This is a genomic window from Aureispira anguillae (genome assembly GCF_026000115.1).
GTDB classification, from domain to species: domain Bacteria; phylum Bacteroidota; class Bacteroidia; order Chitinophagales; family Saprospiraceae; genus Aureispira; species Aureispira anguillae.
Genome location: NZ_AP026867.1, coordinates 3,600,621 through 3,619,908, shown reverse-complemented (window position 1 = coordinate 3,619,908; position 19,288 = coordinate 3,600,621). Strand labels below are relative to the sequence as shown.

Genomic DNA, 19,288 nt, shown 5'->3' with positions numbered 1-19,288 from the left:
TTTTATTTTTTATGAATGATAATAGGTTTTACCTTTTTAGGATTTAATCGTGGTTTGGCTCGTTTCACCACCAGTTGTCCTGAATCCATAATTAAGGTACAATGGCTGTAAACAGGAGCCGTGCGCAAGATTTTAAAAGCTTGCATGACTTCTGGAAAGTGTGGAATGATTCTTTGTTTCTTGCTGGGTGGTGCCACATTGTTTTTAAAGAATCTTGCTAAAGTCAAGGCTCCCCATGCACCATTGGGGAACATGTTCGGATCGTGAAACACCAAGGCAAACCAAATTCCTACGTGCTTAGCACGATAAAAACAAGCTTTTTGTGCTTGGGTCAATTGAGCAGAGAAAACATTGGTGGCATCGTCTATGATAAAAAACAAACCTTTGTAGCCCTTTTTTGAAAGCGCCTTGTACAATAATTGCTCGGTTAGCTTTTCATCGGCCATCATAGCTTTGACTTTTTTGCCTTTGAACTTTTTCATAAAATGTTTCTCAAACAAATAGTCCCTTCCTTTGTAACTAAAATAGAGCTTCTTGCTTTTGGAATCCGAATGCAGTTCAATTTCAATAAAGCCTCTCCAGTCTTTTTCATGTCCCGAATTGTACACAAAAATAGTCTCTCGTCCACAACGCTTCACAAACTGTTGTAGATCGTAGGTTTTTCCTGAATGTGGTTTACCAAAATAGGCTAAAAAAAATGGATGGTTGCTCATGCTTATTCCCCGTATAAAAGTTCTCGAATCTTTGTATTATCATAGCCCTGATCTAACATTTTTTGGATCGCAGGACTTGGTTTTTCATCGGCAACACTCGTACGGCAAAATTGCCCTTTGGGCGTTCGATTATAACAGCCCGTTTCTTTGTGTACACTAAACGTTCTACGGTTTTCTTTATATTCCTTGAGCTGGCTGTAATCTTCTGAATCGCTCTGTGTTTCTGCTTCGACCACTTCCTCTTCTATCTCTTCTCCAGCCGCCTTTCTTTTTTGCAGGCGTTTGGCTTGTAATCTATGAAAATAAGCCGCTCCAAGTGTGGGCATTCCCCAAAGTGCCAAAGCGATTAAAAGCGTTCCCATTGGCGTGGGAGCCTTGACCTCTGTGCTGTTGAAATAGTTGATAAAGGCATTCAGCAAAGCTTTGTTCAAACGCTTATCACTAGTATAATTAGCGGCAGGCTGTCCACTAATAGCACTACAGATCATGGCTTTGGAATCGTCTAATTTTTCCATAACTAGATCACCCAAAGTTCGTAGGGTTTCCAAGTTTTTCACGCTGTCACCTGTCACCTCACTAATCAGCTCATCAATGGGCTTATCTTCTCCTCCTTCAGGAATGGACTGATCTAAAACATCTTCCTCCTCTTCCTCCTCCTCCTCTTCGTCCTCATTTGGGAACTCCCAATCTTCGGTTTCTTGATCTTCCTCCGTTTCAAACGCCAAATCTTCTTCGATTTCTTCCTTCTCTTCGGGGGCATAATCATCGCTGATTCCTTCGCCATTTTCTGCGGTGGGTTCTACGTTCATTTTTTCCGCATTTTCTACGTGCTGCCCCCGTTCATTTTCTATAAATTCAGATTCCGTTTTTTCTGCGTTTTTACGTTCAAAAACGCATTTTTTAGCATTTTCTAATCCATTTTCTGAATCATTTTCTAAAGCGTTTTCTAACTCATTTTCTGAGGCATTTTCTGAGGGGTTGATAAACGCATCTAAAATGGGGTTTTTGTCTTCCTCTTTTTGGGACATAGTTTACAAGTTTTTTAAAGCTTGATACAATGATTTTAATTCTGAAATATGCGTAACCGTAGCGGCATAAATAGACGTTTTATGAAGATCATTAAAGGAACCATTTAATGCCTCTAGGTCGTCATCCTGAAAGATGCCGTCCATCATTAAAGCATATTCGTCTTGCCCCAATTTGTTTAAATGCTCCTGGACCAAAGCCAATACTTCTTTTTTGTCCACGGGATGCGGTAAATCTTGTTGATGTTCGCCCTGTTCGACTTTGGTGGGTGCTGGCTTGGAATCGCTCTTATTGGTGGCTACGACTCGTAAATTAACGGCTTTAGACAGTTGTAAAGGGCTTCCGTCCAAAGTGATGACAGCTCCTTTTTTGAGTTTGATTAATTTGCTATACATGGTTGAATTAATTTAGATAAATTAACGATTAATTTGTTGACTCTTTTTGGCTATTTTTCTGCGTTTTCTACGCTTTTTTACGGCTTTTTTGCGTTGTTGCTGTTGGTTGGTTGTATCTCTTAATCGGGTTGTTTTTTGAATGCTTTTTACGGGCTGTTTTTCTATGGATAAGGGCACTGTTTTTTCCTGCTCCATTCCATCCAATGCCCAAAACTCATTTTCGTCTAAATAGACAATTTCTTCTTTTTGAATTGCTGTTAAAGGAGCTGGACTAGGGCCTAAAAAATAAAGTAGCCCTCCAATTAGAATTAAGCTCAATATTAAAATCATGGTTTTTTATTTTTTATGTAATCAATTGGTTTTAGATAAAGTTAGAGCATGTCTTTAGCATTGAAAAGAATTCAGATTACAGGGGTCGAATTTAATGGCGTATTTTTTTGACTTTCTTTGATGACATAAAAAAAGCTGCTCAAAAATGAACAGCTTCTTTTAACATTTAGATGGAGAGCAGGTTTAAAAATGCTTTCTCATTTGGATCAATAACTTGTCAAAAAGCGGCACCACCGTTTTAATTTCCGAAAGGAGCATATATTGAGCGGTGTGGTACTTAGTTTTAGTTAGGAAGACATTTTTAATCTTCAATTCCTTTAGTTTATAAGAAATGTACTGTTCAAATAAACGAGCAAAAATCTCATTTCTACTTAGAAAATAATCCCAATAACGATCAGGAAGCAGCTCTTTAATTCGCTTCACATAAGCAGACTCAGAGCGTTTGCTGCTATCCCAATACGCCTTTTCTAAAATGGACTCCATCAAATAGCGCATGGGGTACTTGTTTTTATCGTATTGAATCCGTGTAGGGTCAGTAGAATGCCCATCCGATAAAGCATAAACTTTAGCGGTTGTTTCCACTCTGGAACCAAAGAAGTAATCCAAGAAATGCCCATACTCATGGGCAAAAGACCCCACTCCACCCGAAATAACAAAACGAGTTGGTTTGGTGTATGGCTCATCAAAACGATGTGCTTCCTTGTAACGAGTCATGTTGATGATGTGCGACCATGGCTCATAATGCGCTTTAGCTCCTTTTTTGCCCCTTGCCCCAAAGGCAACGCCTAAATGTTTGTCTAAGCCTAAATTATTGCCTTTAAAGCGCAGTACTCGATTGAGATCAAATAGACAAACGGCTAAAGCTGCTAAATAATTAAAGCGATCCTCATGGGTGACCCAGTTGCCAAATTGATACCCTTTGAGTTTAAAAAATTCCGATACATCTCGTACATCTTTGATCTTTTTCAAATCATTACTGGCATCGCCTTTTCTGAATTCTTGGTAAACTTTTTTAAAGCCTTGGTCTTGCCACCATTGCTCCGCCTTTGAACCGCCCTCAGGACGTAAGGTATCTATGATTTTCATGAGCGCTTGCGGTTTGATTTTGTTTTAGAATTTGATTTAGGCTTACGGAGCTTTTTTTGATGCTCTTCGTTTAATAAAAAATCAGGGACAGCCATGCCCACAACTTCTTCTCCTGGTCTTAGTTTAGCTCTCGTTTTTTTTAGCTTTTTCATGTGAATTAGAATTTTGTAAATAAATGTAAAAGCCCTAAAATAAAGCATTGTAAGGCTATATGCAAGCAAATAAAAAACGCCACTAGAAACTAATGGCGTATTTTTTTGACTTTTTTTATTTTGCTTGTTTTTCTAATGGATTTTCAAGTTGTTCTAACCAATGTTGATAGCCTTTTAATTGACCTTGACAAACCGACATACTCAGGTCTATACTCAATTTTACTAAAGGAATCTTTTGTGCTCGTTTAAGCTTTTGCATCTTTTTTAATTCGGCTTGTAATTCTTCTATTTTGGCTTCTAAGGTTGCCTTTTTTTCTTCTTTTGTCATGTTGCTAATGTTTTTAAAATAAAGTTCTTTGAATGGGTTGATAATTGGTAATGAGCAGTTCCATTTTTCTGTTCTTGATGTTTTGCCGTTCCCGAATGGGTATGATATTAAAACCCCTCCTTTTGGCTTCTGCAAGAATAAAGGGATGGTCAAATTCACTCATGGCACATTTGATTCCTGAATGGCTCATAATATCAAAGCAATCCAGACTTTCTTTTTGTGTCCAGTTGGGCACCTTATAGCAATGTTCTGTTTCAAGGTAGACAGGATCTAAATAGACAAAGGCTTTTTCTTTGTCCAACACCGTTCTAGAAAAGGATATTTTGCCCAAGACTTCCCTAAAATCATAGTTCGTAATTTTGGTATTTTTTAGGGCTTCAAAGGTTGGTTCTATCCTTGTTAATAATCTAGCTTTGGTATTGTCTAAACCTAAACGCAGGGTGTCCCCTTTTCCCAAATAAGTGAAATTGCTCAAGAACAAAAATCGAATTGCTTTTTGCAGGGGATCTGTCTCTTGTTGTTTTTTCCAATGCTGAACCAAGGAACTGCTAATGGGCAATAATTCTAAGGCTTGATATAAATCTTCTTTTCGTTCTTTAAGGATCAAAAATAAATTGGTAACATCATCATCCAAATCATTCAAAATATTGAATGCTGCTTTGGGGCTGTAAAAGAACAAACCTCCTGCTCCAAAAAATAAATCAATTCGCATTCGATGATTTGGAAAATGGCGGTAAATGGTCTGGGCTAATTGGCGTTTGTTGCCTAATCGGGTTAGTATCATTTTTTACTGTTGTTATTCATTTTTACTTCCAAAGTACTACCAAAGTACTTTGGAAGTACTTCCTTTATATATCGGCGTTTCGGGCGTTTTTAAGAATTTCCAAAGTACTGCGAAAATCTGCCTATTTTACTTTGGCAGTACTTTGGAAGTACTGCTTTTATTGATTGGCTTTTCGCTGCTCTCTTGCCGCTACCATACAAGCCCGACTACAGTACTTATGATTGTGTGTTTTGTGGATAAAAGGGCTATCACAATGCGCACAAATTCGAGTATAATCCTTCTTAACCTTTTCGGTTTCGGTCACGTGATCTTCCTGTTCGTAATCCTTAAAACTAACTTTCTTGGTTGCTCTAACACCAATCGTTTCCACCTCCAAAACCTTCGCTTCTTCAGCAGGGATTTCCTTGTCCACTTTCGGCATATTTTCAGGATCACTAGAAGGGGAGCTGTTCTCCTTCGCCTTTTGTCTTTCCTTTTCACATTCGGTATAATACCACCAAGAAAAGCAGAGCGAAAAGAGAAACAAAATCTCAAAACCAATGGCTGCAATAACGAGCTGTTCTCCTAACTTCATTCGCTCTTTTTCAACCGCCACTTTTGCCGCTTTATTTTGCAATAGGGTAGCTGCTTGAGCGGCTTCATTTTTTTTGTCTAATACTTGGAGCGCAGAATCTTTTTTATGTTCCGTAAGCGCAATCCTTTCATTAATACGCATCACCTCTTTGGAATCTTCGGTACGAATTCTACCATGATACAAGCGAGTTTGAATATAATTTTCTCGTTCTTTGGTCAAGGTTTCAATTTTAGTATCGTAGGTTGCCTTGACTGCTTCTGCTTCTTTTTCTTCAGGGAGCAGCTCCATGGCATCAGCAATAAAAAGACTGGGTAAGATCTTAGCACCTTCAATGGAAATGTAAATGCTGGTGCCCACCATCAACAAGGCTAAAAAGGTAGGGAATTTTTCAACCTCTTTGTATTGGTTTAAACTCTTCATTACATCGTTGGTAGCTTCTCGTTTAACCACTTCAATCATGCTAACCAAGGCAGCGGAAAAGATTACCCGAATTAGCATTGGCGAGCTTTCAAATAAGTAGGAGAGCATCACAAAAGCGGTTCCCATACTTGCAAGCTGAGCAATGCCGCTCATGCCGATAAAGGCGGTATTTGCCAAGGCAAACCGCTCAGAAAAACGCTTGTGTTTAAATTTTCCGTCTAAGGTTTTGTCTAGTCTATCCCGAAATACAATGCGGTTGATCTTTTTTCGCATTTCTGCATAGGGATTTTTTGTGAAAGTTGTCATATCTTTGTCTTTTAATTCTTTTGAATAGGAGCGGCTTATTATCCCTAAGCAGCTCCTTTTTTTAATTGGTAAATGCGCTTCTAATCTTGTTTAATTTTTGGATAAAGCGTTTGATTCGAATGGCTTCCTTTAAACAAAATAGGTTCAGCAGAATGGATTTACATCGAGGATCGTTTAATAGCTTAATTCGGTTTAAACCAACTGGCCAAACTACCCAGCCAATTTTCCTTCTGATCCTTTTAGCTAATAAACCATCGTACATCCTTTTTTTTCTTAGCAATTGTCGAATAGACATTTTTAAAAAGAGTGCGAGTTGTTCTGCTTCTTTTAAGGTGTTAATTTGTTTTTTGTAGTACATTTTAATCGTGTTTGGAGTCAGATTCTTTATTGTCAAGTAGTAAATAAATGTCTAAGGGCGTTGATTCTACCCAGTTTTTAAAATGTAGGAAATTGATAAAATAAGTCACTGTTACAAAGGAATAGAGCAGCCCCCAAAGGCAGCAAAAAAGCAGCCCTAAGCAAAAAATTACAATTATTCCATACTGGTAAATTAAATAGATGCCTAAGAGCGTTATGATCCAGATGAGGAACGCAGAATGGCCCATCTTTATAAATTGTTTGTTGGTCATTTTCTAAGGGGTTATATTTTTTTCAAATTTTAACATCATGTCCAAATCATCTTTGAGGTCTGGACGATCTTTAAATACACAGAGGACAAGTGCCATAAAATCGGTTTCACTATCGGTATGCACGTGAACAAAGCCGTTTTTGTCCGTTCTTAATAAAGCCCAAAGCTCCGCTCCATTTAATAAATGGTGAATGTCTTTGGCTACATTGGCTTTGTTGATATTTTGTGTTTCTACTGCCATTATTTTTATCTTTTAAATGCGGTTATAATAAGCTCAATCCTTGATTGGGTTGATTGATGTCGTGTTGGTGAAATTGGTCTAAAATGGGTTGTAAATAGGCTAAATAAAAGGGTTCAAAATCCTTGTATACTTCTTCAGCTACCGCTTGGATGCTGTGCTCTAAACCGTATTTTTCAGAGGGGCTAAGTTGTAAGCTTATTTTGCTTTTCATCGGTTTGCCACTTCGTTCTAGGCGTTGAATCAGCTTTGAAATTTTGATGAACGCTTGTAAGAGCGTAGCTTGTATTAATTTATCAAGAGTACTTTGCGCTTTGGTTTCAATTAGATATTGACCTAACCAGTAATAGAATTTATGCCAATGGGAGCGCTGTAATTGTAAGGGGATCTTATCTTGAATTAGGATGGAATGTTGTCGATAATAATCCATTACATCAAAAATCTTCCTTGGTAGCGGTTAATCAATTTTTTCTCCTGGTAAATATCAATTCTCAGCACGTCCTTATTCCAGTATTTTGTCACCTCATTAAGATCATAAACCCGTTTACTGATGCCCTTTTGGCTGCCATGGCGGTTTTTGTATTGTTGGGTAGGAATGATGTACAAGGAGTAGGAAGTAAGCTGTTTTTTGTAGTCCTTTAGATCCAATCGCTGTAGTCCTGTTTTGGGGTGGTAATAATGATAAATATTCCCTGTTTTAACTTGCTTAAGTACCGCCCAAGACCATTTTCCTTCTACGCTTGCCAAATACCGTTCAATCTTCGTTAAATCTTTGCCAAAGTTGCTTATTTTAAAACCATTGGGCTTGCTGTTGTTTTTAAATTTTATCTGCAAATAAGCAACCGAGGGCGCTTTGTATTTTCTCTTTTTAGTGCTTGCCATTTCTTTGGCGTTGGAGGTGTTCATCGTTGAGCAGTGGTTTAAATTTTTGTATGAATAAATCGCCTAAGGCTTTCATTTTATCTTCGTTCAAATAAGGATTATCTTTCAAGCTTTGATACCAGTGGTTGTAATGCTGAGCAATGTCTTTATAGACCACCTTTGCGCCTTCCTGCTCCATTTGCTCAATGGCATTGCTGTAGCGCTTGTTGATCCATTGCACTTGCTGGAAATAGGCTTTAGCCGTTTTGTTTTTATCAAAATAATTGGCTTGTATTCGATCCCAATCGTCCATGGAATAATTCAGAGCCTTGACCGCAGCCGTTGAACTGAGATAATCGACTGGATAATACAGTGGATAGCCGTATTTGTCGGCGTGTTTTTGTTGTTTGATGATGGCATGAGAAACGATCTCAATGGCAGAGCGCTCCTCGTGGGGGAGTCCTGCTGCAAAGTTCTTAAGCAACTTAGTTTGTTGCCTGCTGGCCAAATAAGCAGGATTTTCACGGAACGACTGGATCTTAGCTTGTCGATAAGCCGTTACATGCTCCGCTGCTAGATCCAACAGTTCGCCAAGCATCAATTTGCAATCCGTGTTGGTTTGCTCGTTGTACACTTGGTTTTGATAGAGGTTGTAGCGCATCAAATCCCATAATTTTGCACAAACATGCTCCTTTTTAGATGCTTTTCGGGGCGTAATCTTTGGAGAATCGGAGGAAATAGACTTGCTTCCTTGTCCTTCACCCGATTTCTGAGCATTAAGCGCCGCAATCTTTGGAGAATCAACTGGCATTAACTTGCTTCCTTGTCCTCCATCTTGAATATTGGATGGTTTAAGCTTGGCGACAGCCAAAGCCGCTTTATCCACAACCAAAGGACTATTAATGATTGATTCTAGTTCTTTATTTTTATATAGTAAAGAACTTTGTTCGTACTGCGGTAAAGTTTCCCCTTTAACGTCAAAAAAAGAGGGGGTATCAGAGGCTCCAGAACCCTCATAGCAAGGCTTTATACACAAGACCTGAGGGCTTATCCACAATTGGATTTTTCCTCGTCCCTTGGGGCTTTGTTCGTCTGGATAAGGATTTCTTAAACCAGTATGTACATGGTTGATCTTTTCGGTAATGATACCAATGTCCATGAGCTTCTTAATTTGGTTGTATACGGTCTTTTTATTGGGCGATAGTACTCGATGCTTCGCCGTGTCGTTTAAGAGCGTTATAAGGCTAGGAATGGTCGTAAAACAGCAATACTCTCCATGCATGCGACATTCCTCATACAAACCATCTTGATGCTTCTTTAAATTCTCCATAGTAGGGGCAACGCTGCGAATGATCGCATGAAACAGATCAAAGGTATACGGCGTTACACCGCCCCGTTTTCCTGCCTTTTTGAGCTTGGCTTGATAAGCCGCCATCATATCTTTTCCTGCCTTCTGAGTCGCCTTTTTATCAATCATTTCATAAAAGCTAGGACTCAGGGAACTATTTTTAACCTCAGGGTGTATGTTAGTTTGAGTTTGCATTTTATTGTAAACCTTGTGTGTTTTTATAGATTAGATAGTATGTTAAAGAGGGGGGGGCTCCCAAACCCCTCTTTTTTAAATCGGCATATAGTCGCCGTAACTTGCAAACAACTGTTTGCTTCCTCGCAACTGAGCAGAGAATCGAACCCTACTGAATACCGTTTGCGGTTTGTTTATCCCAATATCCTTATCCTTTTCAGTTTACTTTTTTACGCATTAGTGCTGTTTTTCTATTAGATGACGAGAGCAGTTAGTAACCTAAAAAAGAGCTTATCTGTTTTTTAGGTAACCAACAAACTTACTTATAAGGATACCTTCCTTGCTTCCTAAATCAGGGTAAGAATCAACACTAGTCAAGGTAGAGCCTCGCCCAGATGGTTGGGAGCGTAGTGTGCCTTGATACATCGTTCCATTTTCTTGAGCTTTAAATTCGTGTAAGCCATCCTTTATTTTTCTAAATGTTGCAATCATCTTATTTTAATATTTTATTTAAAATTTGTTTCTATAAATCCAGTTCGTTTTAAAATGGAGCTGCATTCTGCCAACGCAAAACACAGCTCTTCACAATTATAAACCCCTAATCTTTATTTTCTTTCAGATAATGGTAAGCCAACTTAACCCGAACATGGCGCTCAATATCTATGTTCATTCCTGCCGCTAAATCTAAGAGCCGAATAATGGCACCAGCAATTTTATCCTCGAACGTATGCTCAATGTAGTGTTCAAAAGCTTCTTTGGGGCTATAAATACCTGCATCGTACAAATCCCAATTGGCAGGCGTACTTTCTTGGTAAGCCTCCATCGCTCCGCTCAGCTCTGCGGTAACCCCCATTAACAGTTCCCCTACAGAACGGTGTTTGTCCCAAAATCCCTTGGCTTGATTTAGGGCATGAATTTTTTGTGCTAAAACGCTTAGATTCCTAGAGGGAGCAGGAGAGGGGCTTGGCTTTTTTGCCTTGCTTTCTTCCTTCATGGTCAACAATAAATTCAACCCCATCTTTAACACCTCCATCCATTCTGCAAAGCGTGGCTTTTGGGGGGTGGCTTCTTTAGGCTCTTTTACTTTTCTCTTTTTTAGGAAGCCTTTTTTGTACTTCAAGCCCAATTCCTTGCGGTTTTCCTTGTTGTTGAGCACAATCTTTCTGCCTCCTTCCACACCAATCGCTAAAGCGTCTACTGCTGATTTTTTAAGGTAGATTAGCTCTTTGTCGTTGTCGTAATAATCCTTGGTGACATAAGCTTTGTTTAGATCCGTATCCGCAGGCAATACCCCATTAATTTCGGCTTCTGTTGCAAAACACAAAGCATTTGTTTCTTTGGGCGTATTGATGACCACAAGGATATAAAATTCGTATTGTTCCATTTTTGTTTTATGATTGTTTTAAAAGGTGATTTAAATATTTAGTTTTAGCACCTTGTCGGCTATGATTCGGCGGTTTCGCTTAACCTCTTTTTGGAGCTGAAAGATTTCTTCATTAAGTATTTCATTCTCTTCTTTTAGATCCTTAATCTCTTCCTTTGTCTTGTTTTGTTGAATGATGATGGTTGCAATATCATAGGCATTCCAGATAAGCAGAAAGGTAAAAGCAGTAAAGAACCAATAGAATGGGGTCAGCTTTTTTTTCGATTTAATGCTGTTTGAATTCATTGTTTGTTGTTTATAGCGGTGTACGCTGGGCAATTAAAACGGTGATTATTGAGGTGGAAAACGCTGCGCTATACGATTTGAAATTCTGCGGTTAAATATTCTCTGGTCAATCGCTTTGAGTTCTGCTTTGATGGCTTTGTTTTGAGCCTTGACCGCTTGAATTTCTACCCTGACTGCTCGCACTTCTTCCTTGATGCTATTGGTAAACGAAGCGCTCACTTTATAGCTCAGTATAAAAGTGACGATTAGTAAGAGCGTTCCTCCAAAGAGAAGCCATTTTGTTATTCTGTTCATAATATTGGTTGATTATTGTTATTCAAAAGAGGCCCAATGCTTGAAGTTCTCCTTTCTGTATTGCATAACTTCTTTTAGAGGAAAAATAAGCCTGCTTTCCTTCTTGCGTTTTCTGCCTGTGATTTTACCTTCGTAGTTGTATTTCCTTATAGTTCTAGGTGTGACACATAAGAGGATCGCTGCTTCCTCCGTATTGATATAATTGTTGTCAAACACTTTTCCCTTTTCGATTTGTTCTTTTAATAGCTCAATTGTTGCGCTCTGCTGAGCTATTATCGCCTTACATTGCTCTAATTCGGTTAACGTTGGTTTTTGTGCTCCATCCATTTCCCTTTATTTAGTTTACTTGTTTAGATTCGTTTAATTGTGTTAATTCTCGGTATTTTCTAGCGGTAAAAACATCGTATCCGATTTCAAAGCGATCAATCACTTTTCTCAAATCCTCGTTCAAAATCTTGCTCAACTGTTCCATGAGCGCCAAATCTATTTTGCAAGGATTATAGAGTAGGGAAGTTGTTTTTCGCTTGGTAAAGCCCAATCGTTGGTATAAAGTGTTAAAGTCAGTAAATGACATCCGCTCTCCAACATATTGGTAAAATGTTTGTTTGTCCGTGTCTGTGTTTATTTGCATTTGGTTTTGTTTGGGCAAAGCTTCGCCATACCAAGGCTATGCGATTATATTTTTAATACGCCCCTTAGTGCAGTTTAACTCTACTGATTTGGTAAAAAATTGGCTCTAGTAAAGGGAGTCGAACCCTTTGGCTTCAACTTATGAAACCGCCTTCCATTTAAGACACTAGAAAACTAGAAACACTCAACTTGACCTATAAAGCACACCCTTTTGGTATGCATACTTAGCAGTTGGACGCTAGAAGCTGCCTTCTAGTTATTATCCCTATCCCCACAGGGACAACAATACCTCTTTGGTACGTCCAAAACCGTTCACCCCATTATGAATTTTTGTTTATTTAATTTTGCGTTTTCTTAACATTTTGGCTAAATTCGTCTACATTGGTCTACATACGTCTACATGGCTTAGTATAATAGTTTCAATTTTGAAATTATTGTTTAGTTGTAAGTGTCGTAGCATACCCTTAGCCTTTTAACCTTATTCATTTAACAAATTGAGCCTTATTTTGACAGTTTGCCTCCCTTTGTTAAAACAAAATTAAATTAAAATTTTTACAAAAACAAAATTACTAATTGAATTTTGTAAACTTTTAATTTAATTTTAGTAAATATTTATTTTAAATGTCTGAAATAGAACGAGTTGAAGAAATAAGGAAGTTTTTTAATTTTAATAAAAAAACTTTTACTAAAATTTTAGGTAATTCAACACCTCAGAGTTATACTAATTTCCTTAATGGAACTAGTGGTCTATCTATGAAGATGATAAAGGCTTTGAAAGACCATGATTCTAGGGTTAATATAGATTGGATTTTGACAGGTCAGGGGACAATGTTTATAGGAGGCAATGAGAATACACAAACTATTAGTAATAAAGATGGCAAGATTAGCCATATAGCAAATAACAGCCACAATACAACGGCTGAGAGTAGCAAAGAGGTAGAATACCTAAAGAGAGAGAATGAGCATTTGAAAAAAGCTCTAGAAGATAAAGACGAAATTATTCGATTATTAAAAAATCAAAAATAAGGGAAAAGGAGTCATCCTTTTTTTGCCCTAGTGTATATTTTTTTTGAGTATAAAACCTATTATTCTATGCAAACTTAACCTATTATAATTTATTTTGTCTAAGGCCCTCTTATCTAAATTATTTAAATTAGGCAGATGAGCCCTCTTTAGTCTGACTAATAAAACATAAAGACAAGGTTTTAAATTGGCAGAACCCATTATAATTAAGTCGATCCAAGAAGCTTCGAGACAAAACCCAGAATCTTCAACAACATTAGAAGGGAATTTTAATATTAATATTAGCTGGCTCTCGCTGGAGTCGGGAAGCTTTGTAGCTAAAAATTCCAATTTACAAAACATCATAAATAAGAATGGGATTGTTACTCATGTCAATAACAATAGTAACAATACGACTAGTAGTACAGAAGAGGTGAAATTCTTAAGAAAAGAAGTGAAGTACCTAAAGCAAGCAGTAAAAGATAAAGATGAGATTATTGCTTTGCTAAAAAAGAATTAAAAATAAAGAAGCGTTTTCGGGCGCTTTTTTATGGCCCTTATGTATTTGAAAAATAAGGATAAATTTATAAACAGTATAAAGATGCTTAATGTTAGTTTTTTTATAAAACAAATAAAATACTTACTAATCTATGCTTAAGAAGAATTTAAAATAAGAAAGCGTTTTTACGCTTTTTTTGCTTTTTTATATTTAATAAATAAGGATAATAATATAAAATCTATAAAAAAAGACAGAGGCTTTTTTTACTAAAAACTAAATACATACTATGGATATTCCTGTTGAGGTGGATAATTTTTATCGTTTTTTTTGGGAAACACCCATTTGCCAAAATATTTTCCTCTTGCACAAAGAGCTTCTCTTAGAAAAGAATTCTCTAGATTTATCAGTAGCAGACTATTATTTACAAAGAATTGTTCTTTCTAATACTGTTACGTCAAAAGAAAAAACGGAAGAACAATTAATTTTTAGACAAGAAAATAAGTACGCAAAACTCGTAGAAAAGCTTACAAAGTCAAAGGATAAATACTTTGATGAGAAAAAATGTGAGACATACCTCAAAGGTAGATTTGGTCAAGCATTTAGTCTGATTTCGAAAGATTTTGAGGAGAAGGGGATCAGCTTAATTTTTACTAAAATTATGCCTCTTTTTAATGAAGGAATAGAGGGGCTAATAGAGCTGTTTAAAGAATATAGAGTTATTCCTGATTCTGTGGATAATACAGAAGGCGCTTTGATGTGGTATCTTGAAACAGAATTCATAAAGGAATCAGGTAATTTTTTAAGGCGGCAAGATATATCGGATATATTTTTATCTGTAGATAATATTAGCCACATCTATAACTCTGTTATAAAAGATACATTGATTAATGGTTATAAGCAAAATGTATCTATATTGATAGATAAGGATAATTTTAAAAGCAGGTTGGATGTATTCGATAGGTTGTATGAAATTAATATTTTGATTGGAGGTAAGTTCAAATCTTATATAGAATGTATTAAATGTCCTCCAGATACTTTTAATGGTTATATTACTTTTAATGTAAAGCCTAGTCAATTAAAGGTTAAATGCCCTCAATGTGGAAAAAAAGCAAATTACCTAGCACCTTATTACATCCATGATGTAGTATATAGCCATATCACTGATACAGATGGTTTGCTGTCGTTTGCAATGGAATATATTTTTTACAAGAAAAATATTAGTTATACTAAAAGTAAAAATTTAGAAAATGCTAATGAAATTGATTTTGTTCTAGGTTCCACAAATAATGTAAAAGCATTAATTGAGGTAAAAATGTTTCGAAATGATAAAGATGATAGTGTGAAGTTATCTAATATAAAAAAGACTATTTTTCAAATTAAGAAAACAAGGCAAAAACTATCTGATATAGATGAAAAGTATATTAATGTACCTCATTTTTTAGTCACTAATGTAATTGAAGAAAATCTTATAAAAGAGGCAAAAGTAAAATTAAAGCAAGATCTGAAAATGCATAAGATTAGTATATTTACCCCAATGGAATTTTATAATTATTTTCATGAGGAATGGTAATTTTATATTTAAAAAAATAGATTATGAAGAAGTTTAATAGGGAGGAAATAAATTATTATGAATTGTCAGAGGAAAGAGAATCTAAGTTATGGGAGGAAGCGGATTTTATTTTTGATACTTCTTCATTATTGGATTTTTATGCTATTCCTGAACAGACAAGAGAAAAAATATATTCTAGAATTTTCCAAAAATTATTAGATCGTCTTTGGCTGCCATTCCATGTACAATATGAATTTTTAAAAAATAAAAAATCAGTTATAAATCGTGTTGCTAAATCAAAATATAAAGCTGTAGGTGATACTGTATCTGCTTTAACAAAATCTGCGGAAGGAATATTAAACAAAGTTCAGGATATATCTAATAAGACAAAAGATGAAAGCAATCATCCATATATTGAACAATCAACTCTTCATTTATTAAAAGAAGTTACGGAGAAATATATAGAACAAGTCAAGAAACATGAAAATAGTATTCAGTCGCAAATAAATAATGCAAAAGATAAGATATTAAATAAAGAGCCTGATGATGTTCTTCTTATGTTGGAACAAAATTTTCAAGTTGGGCGAGAATTTTCTTTTCAAGAAATTCTTAATATTACACGTGAGGGCAAACATCGTTTTGAGTTTGAAATACCTCCAGGGTATGGTGATCTTAAGGCAAAAAAAGGAACACAAGTTTTTGGTGATTTAATTATATGGAAGCAAATATTAGAACTTTCAAAAAATAGAAATAAGCCAGTTATTTTTATAATTAATGATATTACAAAAGGAAATGATTGGTGCTATCAAAAAGAAAAAAATGATATATTAAAACCTAGAGAAGAACTTATAAAAGAGATTAGGGATCACTCTGGCTCAGATTTTTGGATGTATAGTTTGAGCCAATTCTTGAAAATAGCGAATAATCGATTAAAATCTTCTATTCATGAAGAAGAATTAAATGTGGTTTCTTTAGAAAATACTATTCCTATTGTATTGGGAGAGAATATAATTAATACTTATACTTATACTTATGAAGAGGTAGACTCAGTTGTTTTTCAATGGATTATTGCCTCCTTTGATTATAAAACTATAGTTTACCATGATATAAAAAAATTCCCTGAAATAATGATGAAATTACCAACGCATTTAAGAGGGGTTGAAATAAAGCTGATTAATAATATGAGAGATTTGTCAATTATGATTGACGAATTGTACGATAAGGTTATGGAGCTTTTGGGAGAAAGGTTATTTGATGAAATTATGGTTATATTAGTTGGAAATTGTTTAAAAAGTACATATTTAATTTATGAAAAAGTTAGTAAATTTAAATCATCTAACCCTAATGAATTTATCAATTTTTATGTAGGTTTTATAAATGAAAATATGGAATTTGACATAGTAGGACATAAGTAAGGATAGAAACTTTATTTGCGTGTCTTTTTGTGATAAAAAAGCTTTAAATATGAGTAATAATCCCTTTGGTCATTATTGAAAGAATATACAATAGTTATTTAAGTATAAGCAAAAAAATAGAGAAAAGAAGGCGAGACTTATAAAAGTTAAAGATATTATCAAAGGTGTTCATGTTAATCATAATGTCCAAAAAGACATAAATAATTTCAGGGGATGCCCAAAATCTATTTATAAAAGGGTAAAGGAGTCAATTTTTTTGTTACCTAAAACAAAGTATATCCAAATGATTACAGAACAAATTCTTCAATTTGCAAAAGATCAATTAGAAAAAGGAACTACTCCCCAAGATTGTATTATTAAACTCAAAGAGGAAGGAGCCTCCCAAAGAGATACTGTAGCTGCTCTAACGAAGGTTTATAAAATGTCGCTTGGAGAAGCTGATCAGCTTGTTCTTTTTTCTGAATGTTGGAAGGAAAATTTAGAAAATACGATAGCGGTTCGAAATGTTTTTTGGGATGTTGTTGAAAACTATTCTGAAGAAGATGAAATCTAGCGGACTAATAGTATTGGAGTATTTTGAAAGAATAGAATCTAGCTTTTCAAAACATTAATTAATGTTGGTTGTAAATAAAAAATCCGTGAAGTATAAAACTTCACGGAATTCAATCATCCTACCAATCCACCCCATCCAGCGCATCATTGACCAACTTATTAGAAAGATGCAAATACACCATAGTCGTTTCAATTTTAGAATGCTGCAAGATTGCCTTTAAAATATGAATGGGCACCTTAGAAGCAAGATGAGTAGCAAAGGTATGGCGAGCAACATGGCTAGTGATTGGTTTATCAATACCAGCCTTTAGCGCAATTTTTTTAAGCTCCCGATTAAAGTACTGGTTACTGTAAGTGTGAAAGACTAAGCCACGATGATGCATAATTTCACGTTGATATTTTTGGATGATGGCCTCAGGTTTTCGCTCGTGCAATTTATACAAAGGCAAAATCAACTGTTTGTTGGTCTTTTGTGCGACAATATTTAAAACCAAGCCCTGCTCTGATTGGTCGATATTCTCATACTTTAAATTACAGGTATCGGCAAAGCGCAAGCCCGTGTAGCAAGAAAATAAAAACATATCCAAAATCAACTCCCAATATACTTCCTCTTTAGAAAAGGTCAAGGCTTCCAGTTTTTTGACCTCCTCAACCGATAAAATCAGCCGCTCTGTTGGAGCCGTTTTAGGAATGAATTTTCGATAAGGATTCTTATTGCTATCAAACAAATCATTTTTAATGGCCAAATTGATGTACTTCTTAATTTGCTTGTGATGGGTATAAACCGTATTGATGTGGAGTTGATGCCCATATAAGAAAGTATCAAAATCATGAATCAGCCGATAAGACAATTCAGAAAACTTTACGTCCTTTTGAAACTTGATCCAGTAATTTAAGGCCGTTTGGTGCTTCTTTTTGGTTTCCTTCTGCAATTTTGTGTCGTTCTTTAACTCATACTTCCAGAATTCGGTAAAGGAGCCAGAATCGCCATATTTAAAGTACCCTTCTAACTGCTCCAATGTAATAGAATGATGCTTGCGCACCCAATCAAAGACATAGTTCTCCAGATCGTTTAATTGCCGACTGATTTCAGCATTGTACTGGTTGGCGTTGGGGTGGTCAATGACTTTTGATAGTCGTTTGCTCCATTGAGCAGGCGTGACATAAACTCCAGTAGAAAAATATTTTCTTTTCCTTTTATAGTAAGCTCTAATTTGAACTAAAGCAGTACCGTCTTTGCGGAGTTTCTTCTTGAAATTAAAAATGATGGTAAATTGTATCATGTGGATCTCTTTTTTAGATAAGCTTAGCAAAAAGCATTCTAAAAAAGGGTAACAAACGGGTAACACAAAAAGATGTCAACCTATGTAGAGAGCGTTTAAAGGCGGTTGGGTAACAAACGGGTAACAAAAAGAAAAGAGATAACAAAATAGCTAAAACAGCGATGAATGCTAGGTTTGTTATCTCTTTATGTCAACCTATGTAGGTGTAAATAGTGCCCAGGACAAGATTCGAACTTGCACACCCTATACGAGCACCAGCCCCTCAAGCTGGCGTGTCTACCAATTCCACCACCTGGGCAATGGTAAAACAAAAAGATTGTTTTGTTAGATGGTCTGCAAAGATACTGAGTTTTTGCATTTTTGCAAATTTCCATTGTTTTTATTTTTGAACATTAAAATTAATAGAATTGTTATTATCATTGCAAGAAAACAAAAGAACAAGCATGATAGAGCAATTTATATTGAGAATCAAGGAGTATATTAGTGTGCAAGAAGAAGAGGTTGCGTATTTGAGAAATCGGTTGGTTATAAAACGATATAAAAAAGATGAAATTATTTTCTCGGAAGGGGAGGTAGCACGAACGATTTACTTTGTGTTGGATGGTTGTGTACGCTTGTTTTATAATGTGAAAGGCAATTATAAAACTGCTTTTTTTTATACGGAGGGGAAATTTATTTGCGCTGGCGAAAGCTATAATTTAGGAACCCCTGCTAGGGAGAATTATCAAGCAATAGAAGATACGGTTTTGGTTCATTTTGACAAGAAGATGAATGAAGAATTGGTGCATCAATTTCCTGTCTTTGGTGATCTTGCTTTGATTGTAACAGAGCAGGAGCTAATAGCCTACCAGAAGATATTGGCTTCTTTTATTACCAAATCTCCTGAGGAAAGATATCTAGAGTTATTGGCAGAGAATGGAGCTTTATTTCTACGAGTACAGCAGCAATATATAGCTTCCTATTTAGGAGTGACTCCAGAGACGTTGAGTCGAATAAAAAAAAGAATTGCCCAAAAATGAATACTTGACGATG

The 19,288-nt window shown here is 35.9% G+C and carries 27 protein-coding genes and 1 tRNA gene; 6 read left to right on the top strand and 22 right to left on the bottom strand.

Features of this window, described 5'->3' with window-relative positions; genetic code table 11:
• Positions 1-2: 2 nt before the first annotated feature.
• From AsAng_RS14035 to AsAng_RS13940, 20 genes are all read right to left on the bottom strand, one after another.
• Positions 3-713 carry a hypothetical protein gene (locus tag AsAng_RS14035; RefSeq protein WP_264791875.1) on the bottom strand — a complete coding sequence of 237 codons (711 nt, stop codon included), beginning with the start codon at positions 711-713 and terminating at the stop codon, positions 3-5.
• 2 nt (positions 714-715) lie between these two features.
• Positions 716-1,741, bottom strand: coding sequence for a hypothetical protein (locus AsAng_RS14030; RefSeq protein ID WP_264793422.1), 1,026 nt, complete (start codon positions 1,739-1,741; stop codon positions 716-718).
• Between the two features lie 3 nt (positions 1,742-1,744).
• Positions 1,745-2,134, bottom strand: a complete 390-nt coding sequence (locus AsAng_RS14025; RefSeq protein ID WP_264792113.1) for a hypothetical protein — start codon at positions 2,132-2,134, stop codon at positions 1,745-1,747.
• Between the two features lie 21 nt (positions 2,135-2,155).
• Positions 2,156-2,464 (bottom strand): hypothetical protein, encoded by a 309-nt coding sequence (locus tag AsAng_RS14020; RefSeq protein WP_264793421.1) that lies wholly within the window; start codon positions 2,462-2,464, stop codon positions 2,156-2,158.
• A gap of 183 nt (positions 2,465-2,647) precedes the next feature.
• On the bottom strand, positions 2,648-3,550 hold the full coding sequence (locus AsAng_RS14015) for an LPD1 domain-containing protein (RefSeq protein ID WP_264793420.1): 903 nt from the start codon (positions 3,548-3,550) through the stop codon (positions 2,648-2,650).
• The gene (locus tag AsAng_RS14010) at positions 3,547-3,702 is read right to left on the bottom strand and encodes a hypothetical protein (RefSeq protein ID WP_264792111.1); all 156 of its coding nucleotides are present in this window, start codon (positions 3,700-3,702) and stop codon (positions 3,547-3,549) included. The genes AsAng_RS14015 and AsAng_RS14010 overlap by 4 nt, the downstream gene beginning before the upstream one ends.
• A gap of 115 nt (positions 3,703-3,817) precedes the next feature.
• The gene (locus AsAng_RS14005) at positions 3,818-4,030 is read right to left on the bottom strand and encodes a hypothetical protein (protein WP_264793419.1); all 213 of its coding nucleotides are present in this window, start codon (positions 4,028-4,030) and stop codon (positions 3,818-3,820) included.
• Positions 4,031-4,043: 13 nt separating this feature from the next.
• Positions 4,044-4,814, bottom strand: a complete 771-nt coding sequence (locus AsAng_RS14000) for a DNA adenine methylase (RefSeq protein ID WP_264791882.1) — start codon at positions 4,812-4,814, stop codon at positions 4,044-4,046.
• Between the two features lie 157 nt (positions 4,815-4,971).
• The gene (locus AsAng_RS13995) at positions 4,972-6,114 is read right to left on the bottom strand and encodes a hypothetical protein (RefSeq protein WP_264793418.1); all 1,143 of its coding nucleotides are present in this window, start codon (positions 6,112-6,114) and stop codon (positions 4,972-4,974) included.
• A 61-nt stretch (positions 6,115-6,175) separates the two neighbouring features.
• Complete coding sequence (locus tag AsAng_RS13990) at positions 6,176-6,472, bottom strand: hypothetical protein (protein ID WP_264793417.1); 297 nt, start codon at positions 6,470-6,472, stop codon at positions 6,176-6,178.
• 274 nt (positions 6,473-6,746) lie between these two features.
• A complete protein-coding gene (locus tag AsAng_RS13985; RefSeq protein ID WP_264791886.1) occupies positions 6,747-6,983 on the bottom strand; it encodes a hypothetical protein in 237 nt (78 codons plus the stop codon).
• A 22-nt stretch (positions 6,984-7,005) separates the two neighbouring features.
• Entirely contained in the window at positions 7,006-7,410 is a 405-nt protein-coding gene (locus tag AsAng_RS13980) for a hypothetical protein (protein ID WP_264793416.1), read from the bottom strand.
• Positions 7,410-7,886 carry a hypothetical protein gene (locus tag AsAng_RS13975; RefSeq protein WP_264791888.1) on the bottom strand — a complete coding sequence of 159 codons (477 nt, stop codon included), beginning with the start codon at positions 7,884-7,886 and terminating at the stop codon, positions 7,410-7,412. Before AsAng_RS13975 ends, AsAng_RS13980 begins: the two co-directional genes overlap by 1 nt.
• Entirely contained in the window at positions 7,849-9,384 is a 1,536-nt protein-coding gene (locus AsAng_RS13970) for a hypothetical protein (RefSeq protein ID WP_264793415.1), read from the bottom strand. The genes AsAng_RS13975 and AsAng_RS13970 overlap by 38 nt, the downstream gene beginning before the upstream one ends.
• 270 nt (positions 9,385-9,654) lie before the next feature.
• A complete protein-coding gene (locus AsAng_RS13965) occupies positions 9,655-9,855 on the bottom strand; it encodes a hypothetical protein (protein ID WP_264793414.1) in 201 nt (66 codons plus the stop codon).
• 106 nt (positions 9,856-9,961) lie between these two features.
• Positions 9,962-10,747 (bottom strand): nucleoside triphosphate pyrophosphohydrolase family protein, encoded by a 786-nt coding sequence (locus AsAng_RS13960; RefSeq protein ID WP_264793413.1) that lies wholly within the window; start codon positions 10,745-10,747, stop codon positions 9,962-9,964.
• A gap of 30 nt (positions 10,748-10,777) precedes the next feature.
• Positions 10,778-11,032, bottom strand: coding sequence for a hypothetical protein (locus AsAng_RS13955; RefSeq protein ID WP_264793412.1), 255 nt, complete (start codon positions 11,030-11,032; stop codon positions 10,778-10,780).
• A gap of 45 nt (positions 11,033-11,077) precedes the next feature.
• Entirely contained in the window at positions 11,078-11,326 is a 249-nt protein-coding gene (locus AsAng_RS13950; RefSeq protein WP_264793411.1) for a hypothetical protein, read from the bottom strand.
• 18 nt (positions 11,327-11,344) lie between these two features.
• Positions 11,345-11,653: a helix-turn-helix domain-containing protein gene (locus AsAng_RS13945; protein WP_264793410.1), complete on the bottom strand. Its 309-nt coding sequence runs from the start codon at positions 11,651-11,653 to the stop codon at positions 11,345-11,347.
• 10 nt (positions 11,654-11,663) lie between these two features.
• Complete coding sequence (locus AsAng_RS13940) at positions 11,664-11,957, bottom strand: hypothetical protein (protein ID WP_264793409.1); 294 nt, start codon at positions 11,955-11,957, stop codon at positions 11,664-11,666.
• Positions 11,958-12,577: 620 nt separating this feature from the next.
• On the opposite strand from AsAng_RS13940, the gene AsAng_RS13935 reads away from it, so the two are divergent.
• The 5 genes from AsAng_RS13935 to AsAng_RS13915 all read left to right on the top strand — a co-directional run bounded on the left by AsAng_RS13935 (position 12,578) and on the right by AsAng_RS13915 (position 16,974).
• The gene (locus AsAng_RS13935) at positions 12,578-12,982 is read left to right on the top strand and encodes a hypothetical protein (RefSeq protein WP_264793408.1); all 405 of its coding nucleotides are present in this window, start codon (positions 12,578-12,580) and stop codon (positions 12,980-12,982) included.
• A 184-nt stretch (positions 12,983-13,166) separates the two neighbouring features.
• The gene (locus AsAng_RS13930; protein ID WP_264793407.1) at positions 13,167-13,478 is read left to right on the top strand and encodes a hypothetical protein; all 312 of its coding nucleotides are present in this window, start codon (positions 13,167-13,169) and stop codon (positions 13,476-13,478) included.
• 265 nt (positions 13,479-13,743) lie between these two features.
• Positions 13,744-15,027, top strand: a complete 1,284-nt coding sequence (locus AsAng_RS13925; protein WP_264793406.1) for a hypothetical protein — start codon at positions 13,744-13,746, stop codon at positions 15,025-15,027.
• 23 nt (positions 15,028-15,050) lie between these two features.
• Positions 15,051-16,421 carry a PIN-like domain-containing protein gene (locus tag AsAng_RS13920; RefSeq protein WP_264793405.1) on the top strand — a complete coding sequence of 457 codons (1,371 nt, stop codon included), beginning with the start codon at positions 15,051-15,053 and terminating at the stop codon, positions 16,419-16,421.
• Between the two features lie 283 nt (positions 16,422-16,704).
• On the top strand, positions 16,705-16,974 hold the full coding sequence (locus tag AsAng_RS13915; RefSeq protein ID WP_264793404.1) for a hypothetical protein: 270 nt from the start codon (positions 16,705-16,707) through the stop codon (positions 16,972-16,974).
• A gap of 118 nt (positions 16,975-17,092) precedes the next feature.
• Here AsAng_RS13915 and AsAng_RS13910 read toward each other — a convergent pair whose 3' ends face one another.
• Positions 17,093-18,256, bottom strand: coding sequence for a site-specific integrase (locus AsAng_RS13910; RefSeq protein WP_264793403.1), 1,164 nt, complete (start codon positions 18,254-18,256; stop codon positions 17,093-17,095).
• Positions 18,257-18,469: 213 nt separating this feature from the next.
• Positions 18,470-18,554: transfer RNA gene (locus AsAng_RS13905), tRNA-Leu, on the bottom strand.
• A gap of 145 nt (positions 18,555-18,699) precedes the next feature.
• Here AsAng_RS13905 and AsAng_RS13900 point away from each other — a divergent pair.
• Positions 18,700-19,275, top strand: a complete 576-nt coding sequence (locus AsAng_RS13900; protein WP_264793402.1) for a Crp/Fnr family transcriptional regulator — start codon at positions 18,700-18,702, stop codon at positions 19,273-19,275.
• Positions 19,276-19,288 lie beyond the last annotated feature (13 nt).

What these genes read in the sequence shown, in the direction of transcription:
- AsAng_RS14035 (WP_264791875.1), bottom strand. Translation starts at nt 713, where the DNA reads ATGAGCAACCATCCATTTTTTTTAGCCTATTTTGGTAAACCACATTCA.
- AsAng_RS14030 (WP_264793422.1), bottom strand. Translation starts at nt 1,741, where the DNA reads ATGTCCCAAAAAGAGGAAGACAAAAACCCCATTTTAGATGCGTTTATC.
- AsAng_RS14025 (WP_264792113.1), bottom strand. Translation starts at nt 2,134, where the DNA reads ATGTATAGCAAATTAATCAAACTCAAAAAAGGAGCTGTCATCACTTTG.
- AsAng_RS14020 (WP_264793421.1), bottom strand. Translation starts at nt 2,464, where the DNA reads ATGATTTTAATATTGAGCTTAATTCTAATTGGAGGGCTACTTTATTTT.
- AsAng_RS14015 (WP_264793420.1), bottom strand. Translation starts at nt 3,550, where the DNA reads ATGAAAATCATAGATACCTTACGTCCTGAGGGCGGTTCAAAGGCGGAG.
- AsAng_RS14010 (WP_264792111.1), bottom strand. Translation starts at nt 3,702, where the DNA reads ATGAAAAAGCTAAAAAAAACGAGAGCTAAACTAAGACCAGGAGAAGAA.
- AsAng_RS14005 (WP_264793419.1), bottom strand. Translation starts at nt 4,030, where the DNA reads ATGACAAAAGAAGAAAAAAAGGCAACCTTAGAAGCCAAAATAGAAGAA.
- AsAng_RS14000 (WP_264791882.1), bottom strand. Translation starts at nt 4,814, where the DNA reads ATGATACTAACCCGATTAGGCAACAAACGCCAATTAGCCCAGACCATT.
- AsAng_RS13995 (WP_264793418.1), bottom strand. Translation starts at nt 6,114, where the DNA reads ATGACAACTTTCACAAAAAATCCCTATGCAGAAATGCGAAAAAAGATC.
- AsAng_RS13990 (WP_264793417.1), bottom strand. Translation starts at nt 6,472, where the DNA reads ATGTACTACAAAAAACAAATTAACACCTTAAAAGAAGCAGAACAACTC.
- AsAng_RS13985 (WP_264791886.1), bottom strand. Translation starts at nt 6,983, where the DNA reads ATGGCAGTAGAAACACAAAATATCAACAAAGCCAATGTAGCCAAAGAC.
- AsAng_RS13980 (WP_264793416.1), bottom strand. Translation starts at nt 7,410, where the DNA reads ATGGATTATTATCGACAACATTCCATCCTAATTCAAGATAAGATCCCC.
- AsAng_RS13975 (WP_264791888.1), bottom strand. Translation starts at nt 7,886, where the DNA reads ATGAACACCTCCAACGCCAAAGAAATGGCAAGCACTAAAAAGAGAAAA.
- AsAng_RS13970 (WP_264793415.1), bottom strand. Translation starts at nt 9,384, where the DNA reads ATGCAAACTCAAACTAACATACACCCTGAGGTTAAAAATAGTTCCCTG.
- AsAng_RS13965 (WP_264793414.1), bottom strand. Translation starts at nt 9,855, where the DNA reads ATGATTGCAACATTTAGAAAAATAAAGGATGGCTTACACGAATTTAAA.
- AsAng_RS13960 (WP_264793413.1), bottom strand. Translation starts at nt 10,747, where the DNA reads ATGGAACAATACGAATTTTATATCCTTGTGGTCATCAATACGCCCAAA.
- AsAng_RS13955 (WP_264793412.1), bottom strand. Translation starts at nt 11,032, where the DNA reads ATGAATTCAAACAGCATTAAATCGAAAAAAAAGCTGACCCCATTCTAT.
- AsAng_RS13950 (WP_264793411.1), bottom strand. Translation starts at nt 11,326, where the DNA reads ATGAACAGAATAACAAAATGGCTTCTCTTTGGAGGAACGCTCTTACTA.
- AsAng_RS13945 (WP_264793410.1), bottom strand. Translation starts at nt 11,653, where the DNA reads ATGGATGGAGCACAAAAACCAACGTTAACCGAATTAGAGCAATGTAAG.
- AsAng_RS13940 (WP_264793409.1), bottom strand. Translation starts at nt 11,957, where the DNA reads ATGCAAATAAACACAGACACGGACAAACAAACATTTTACCAATATGTT.
- AsAng_RS13935 (WP_264793408.1), top strand. Translation starts at nt 12,578, where the DNA reads ATGTCTGAAATAGAACGAGTTGAAGAAATAAGGAAGTTTTTTAATTTT.
- AsAng_RS13925 (WP_264793406.1), top strand. Translation starts at nt 13,744, where the DNA reads ATGGATATTCCTGTTGAGGTGGATAATTTTTATCGTTTTTTTTGGGAA.
- AsAng_RS13920 (WP_264793405.1), top strand. Translation starts at nt 15,051, where the DNA reads ATGAAGAAGTTTAATAGGGAGGAAATAAATTATTATGAATTGTCAGAG.
- AsAng_RS13915 (WP_264793404.1), top strand. Translation starts at nt 16,705, where the DNA reads ATGATTACAGAACAAATTCTTCAATTTGCAAAAGATCAATTAGAAAAA.
- AsAng_RS13910 (WP_264793403.1), bottom strand. Translation starts at nt 18,256, where the DNA reads ATGATACAATTTACCATCATTTTTAATTTCAAGAAGAAACTCCGCAAA.
- AsAng_RS13900 (WP_264793402.1), top strand. Translation starts at nt 18,700, where the DNA reads ATGATAGAGCAATTTATATTGAGAATCAAGGAGTATATTAGTGTGCAA.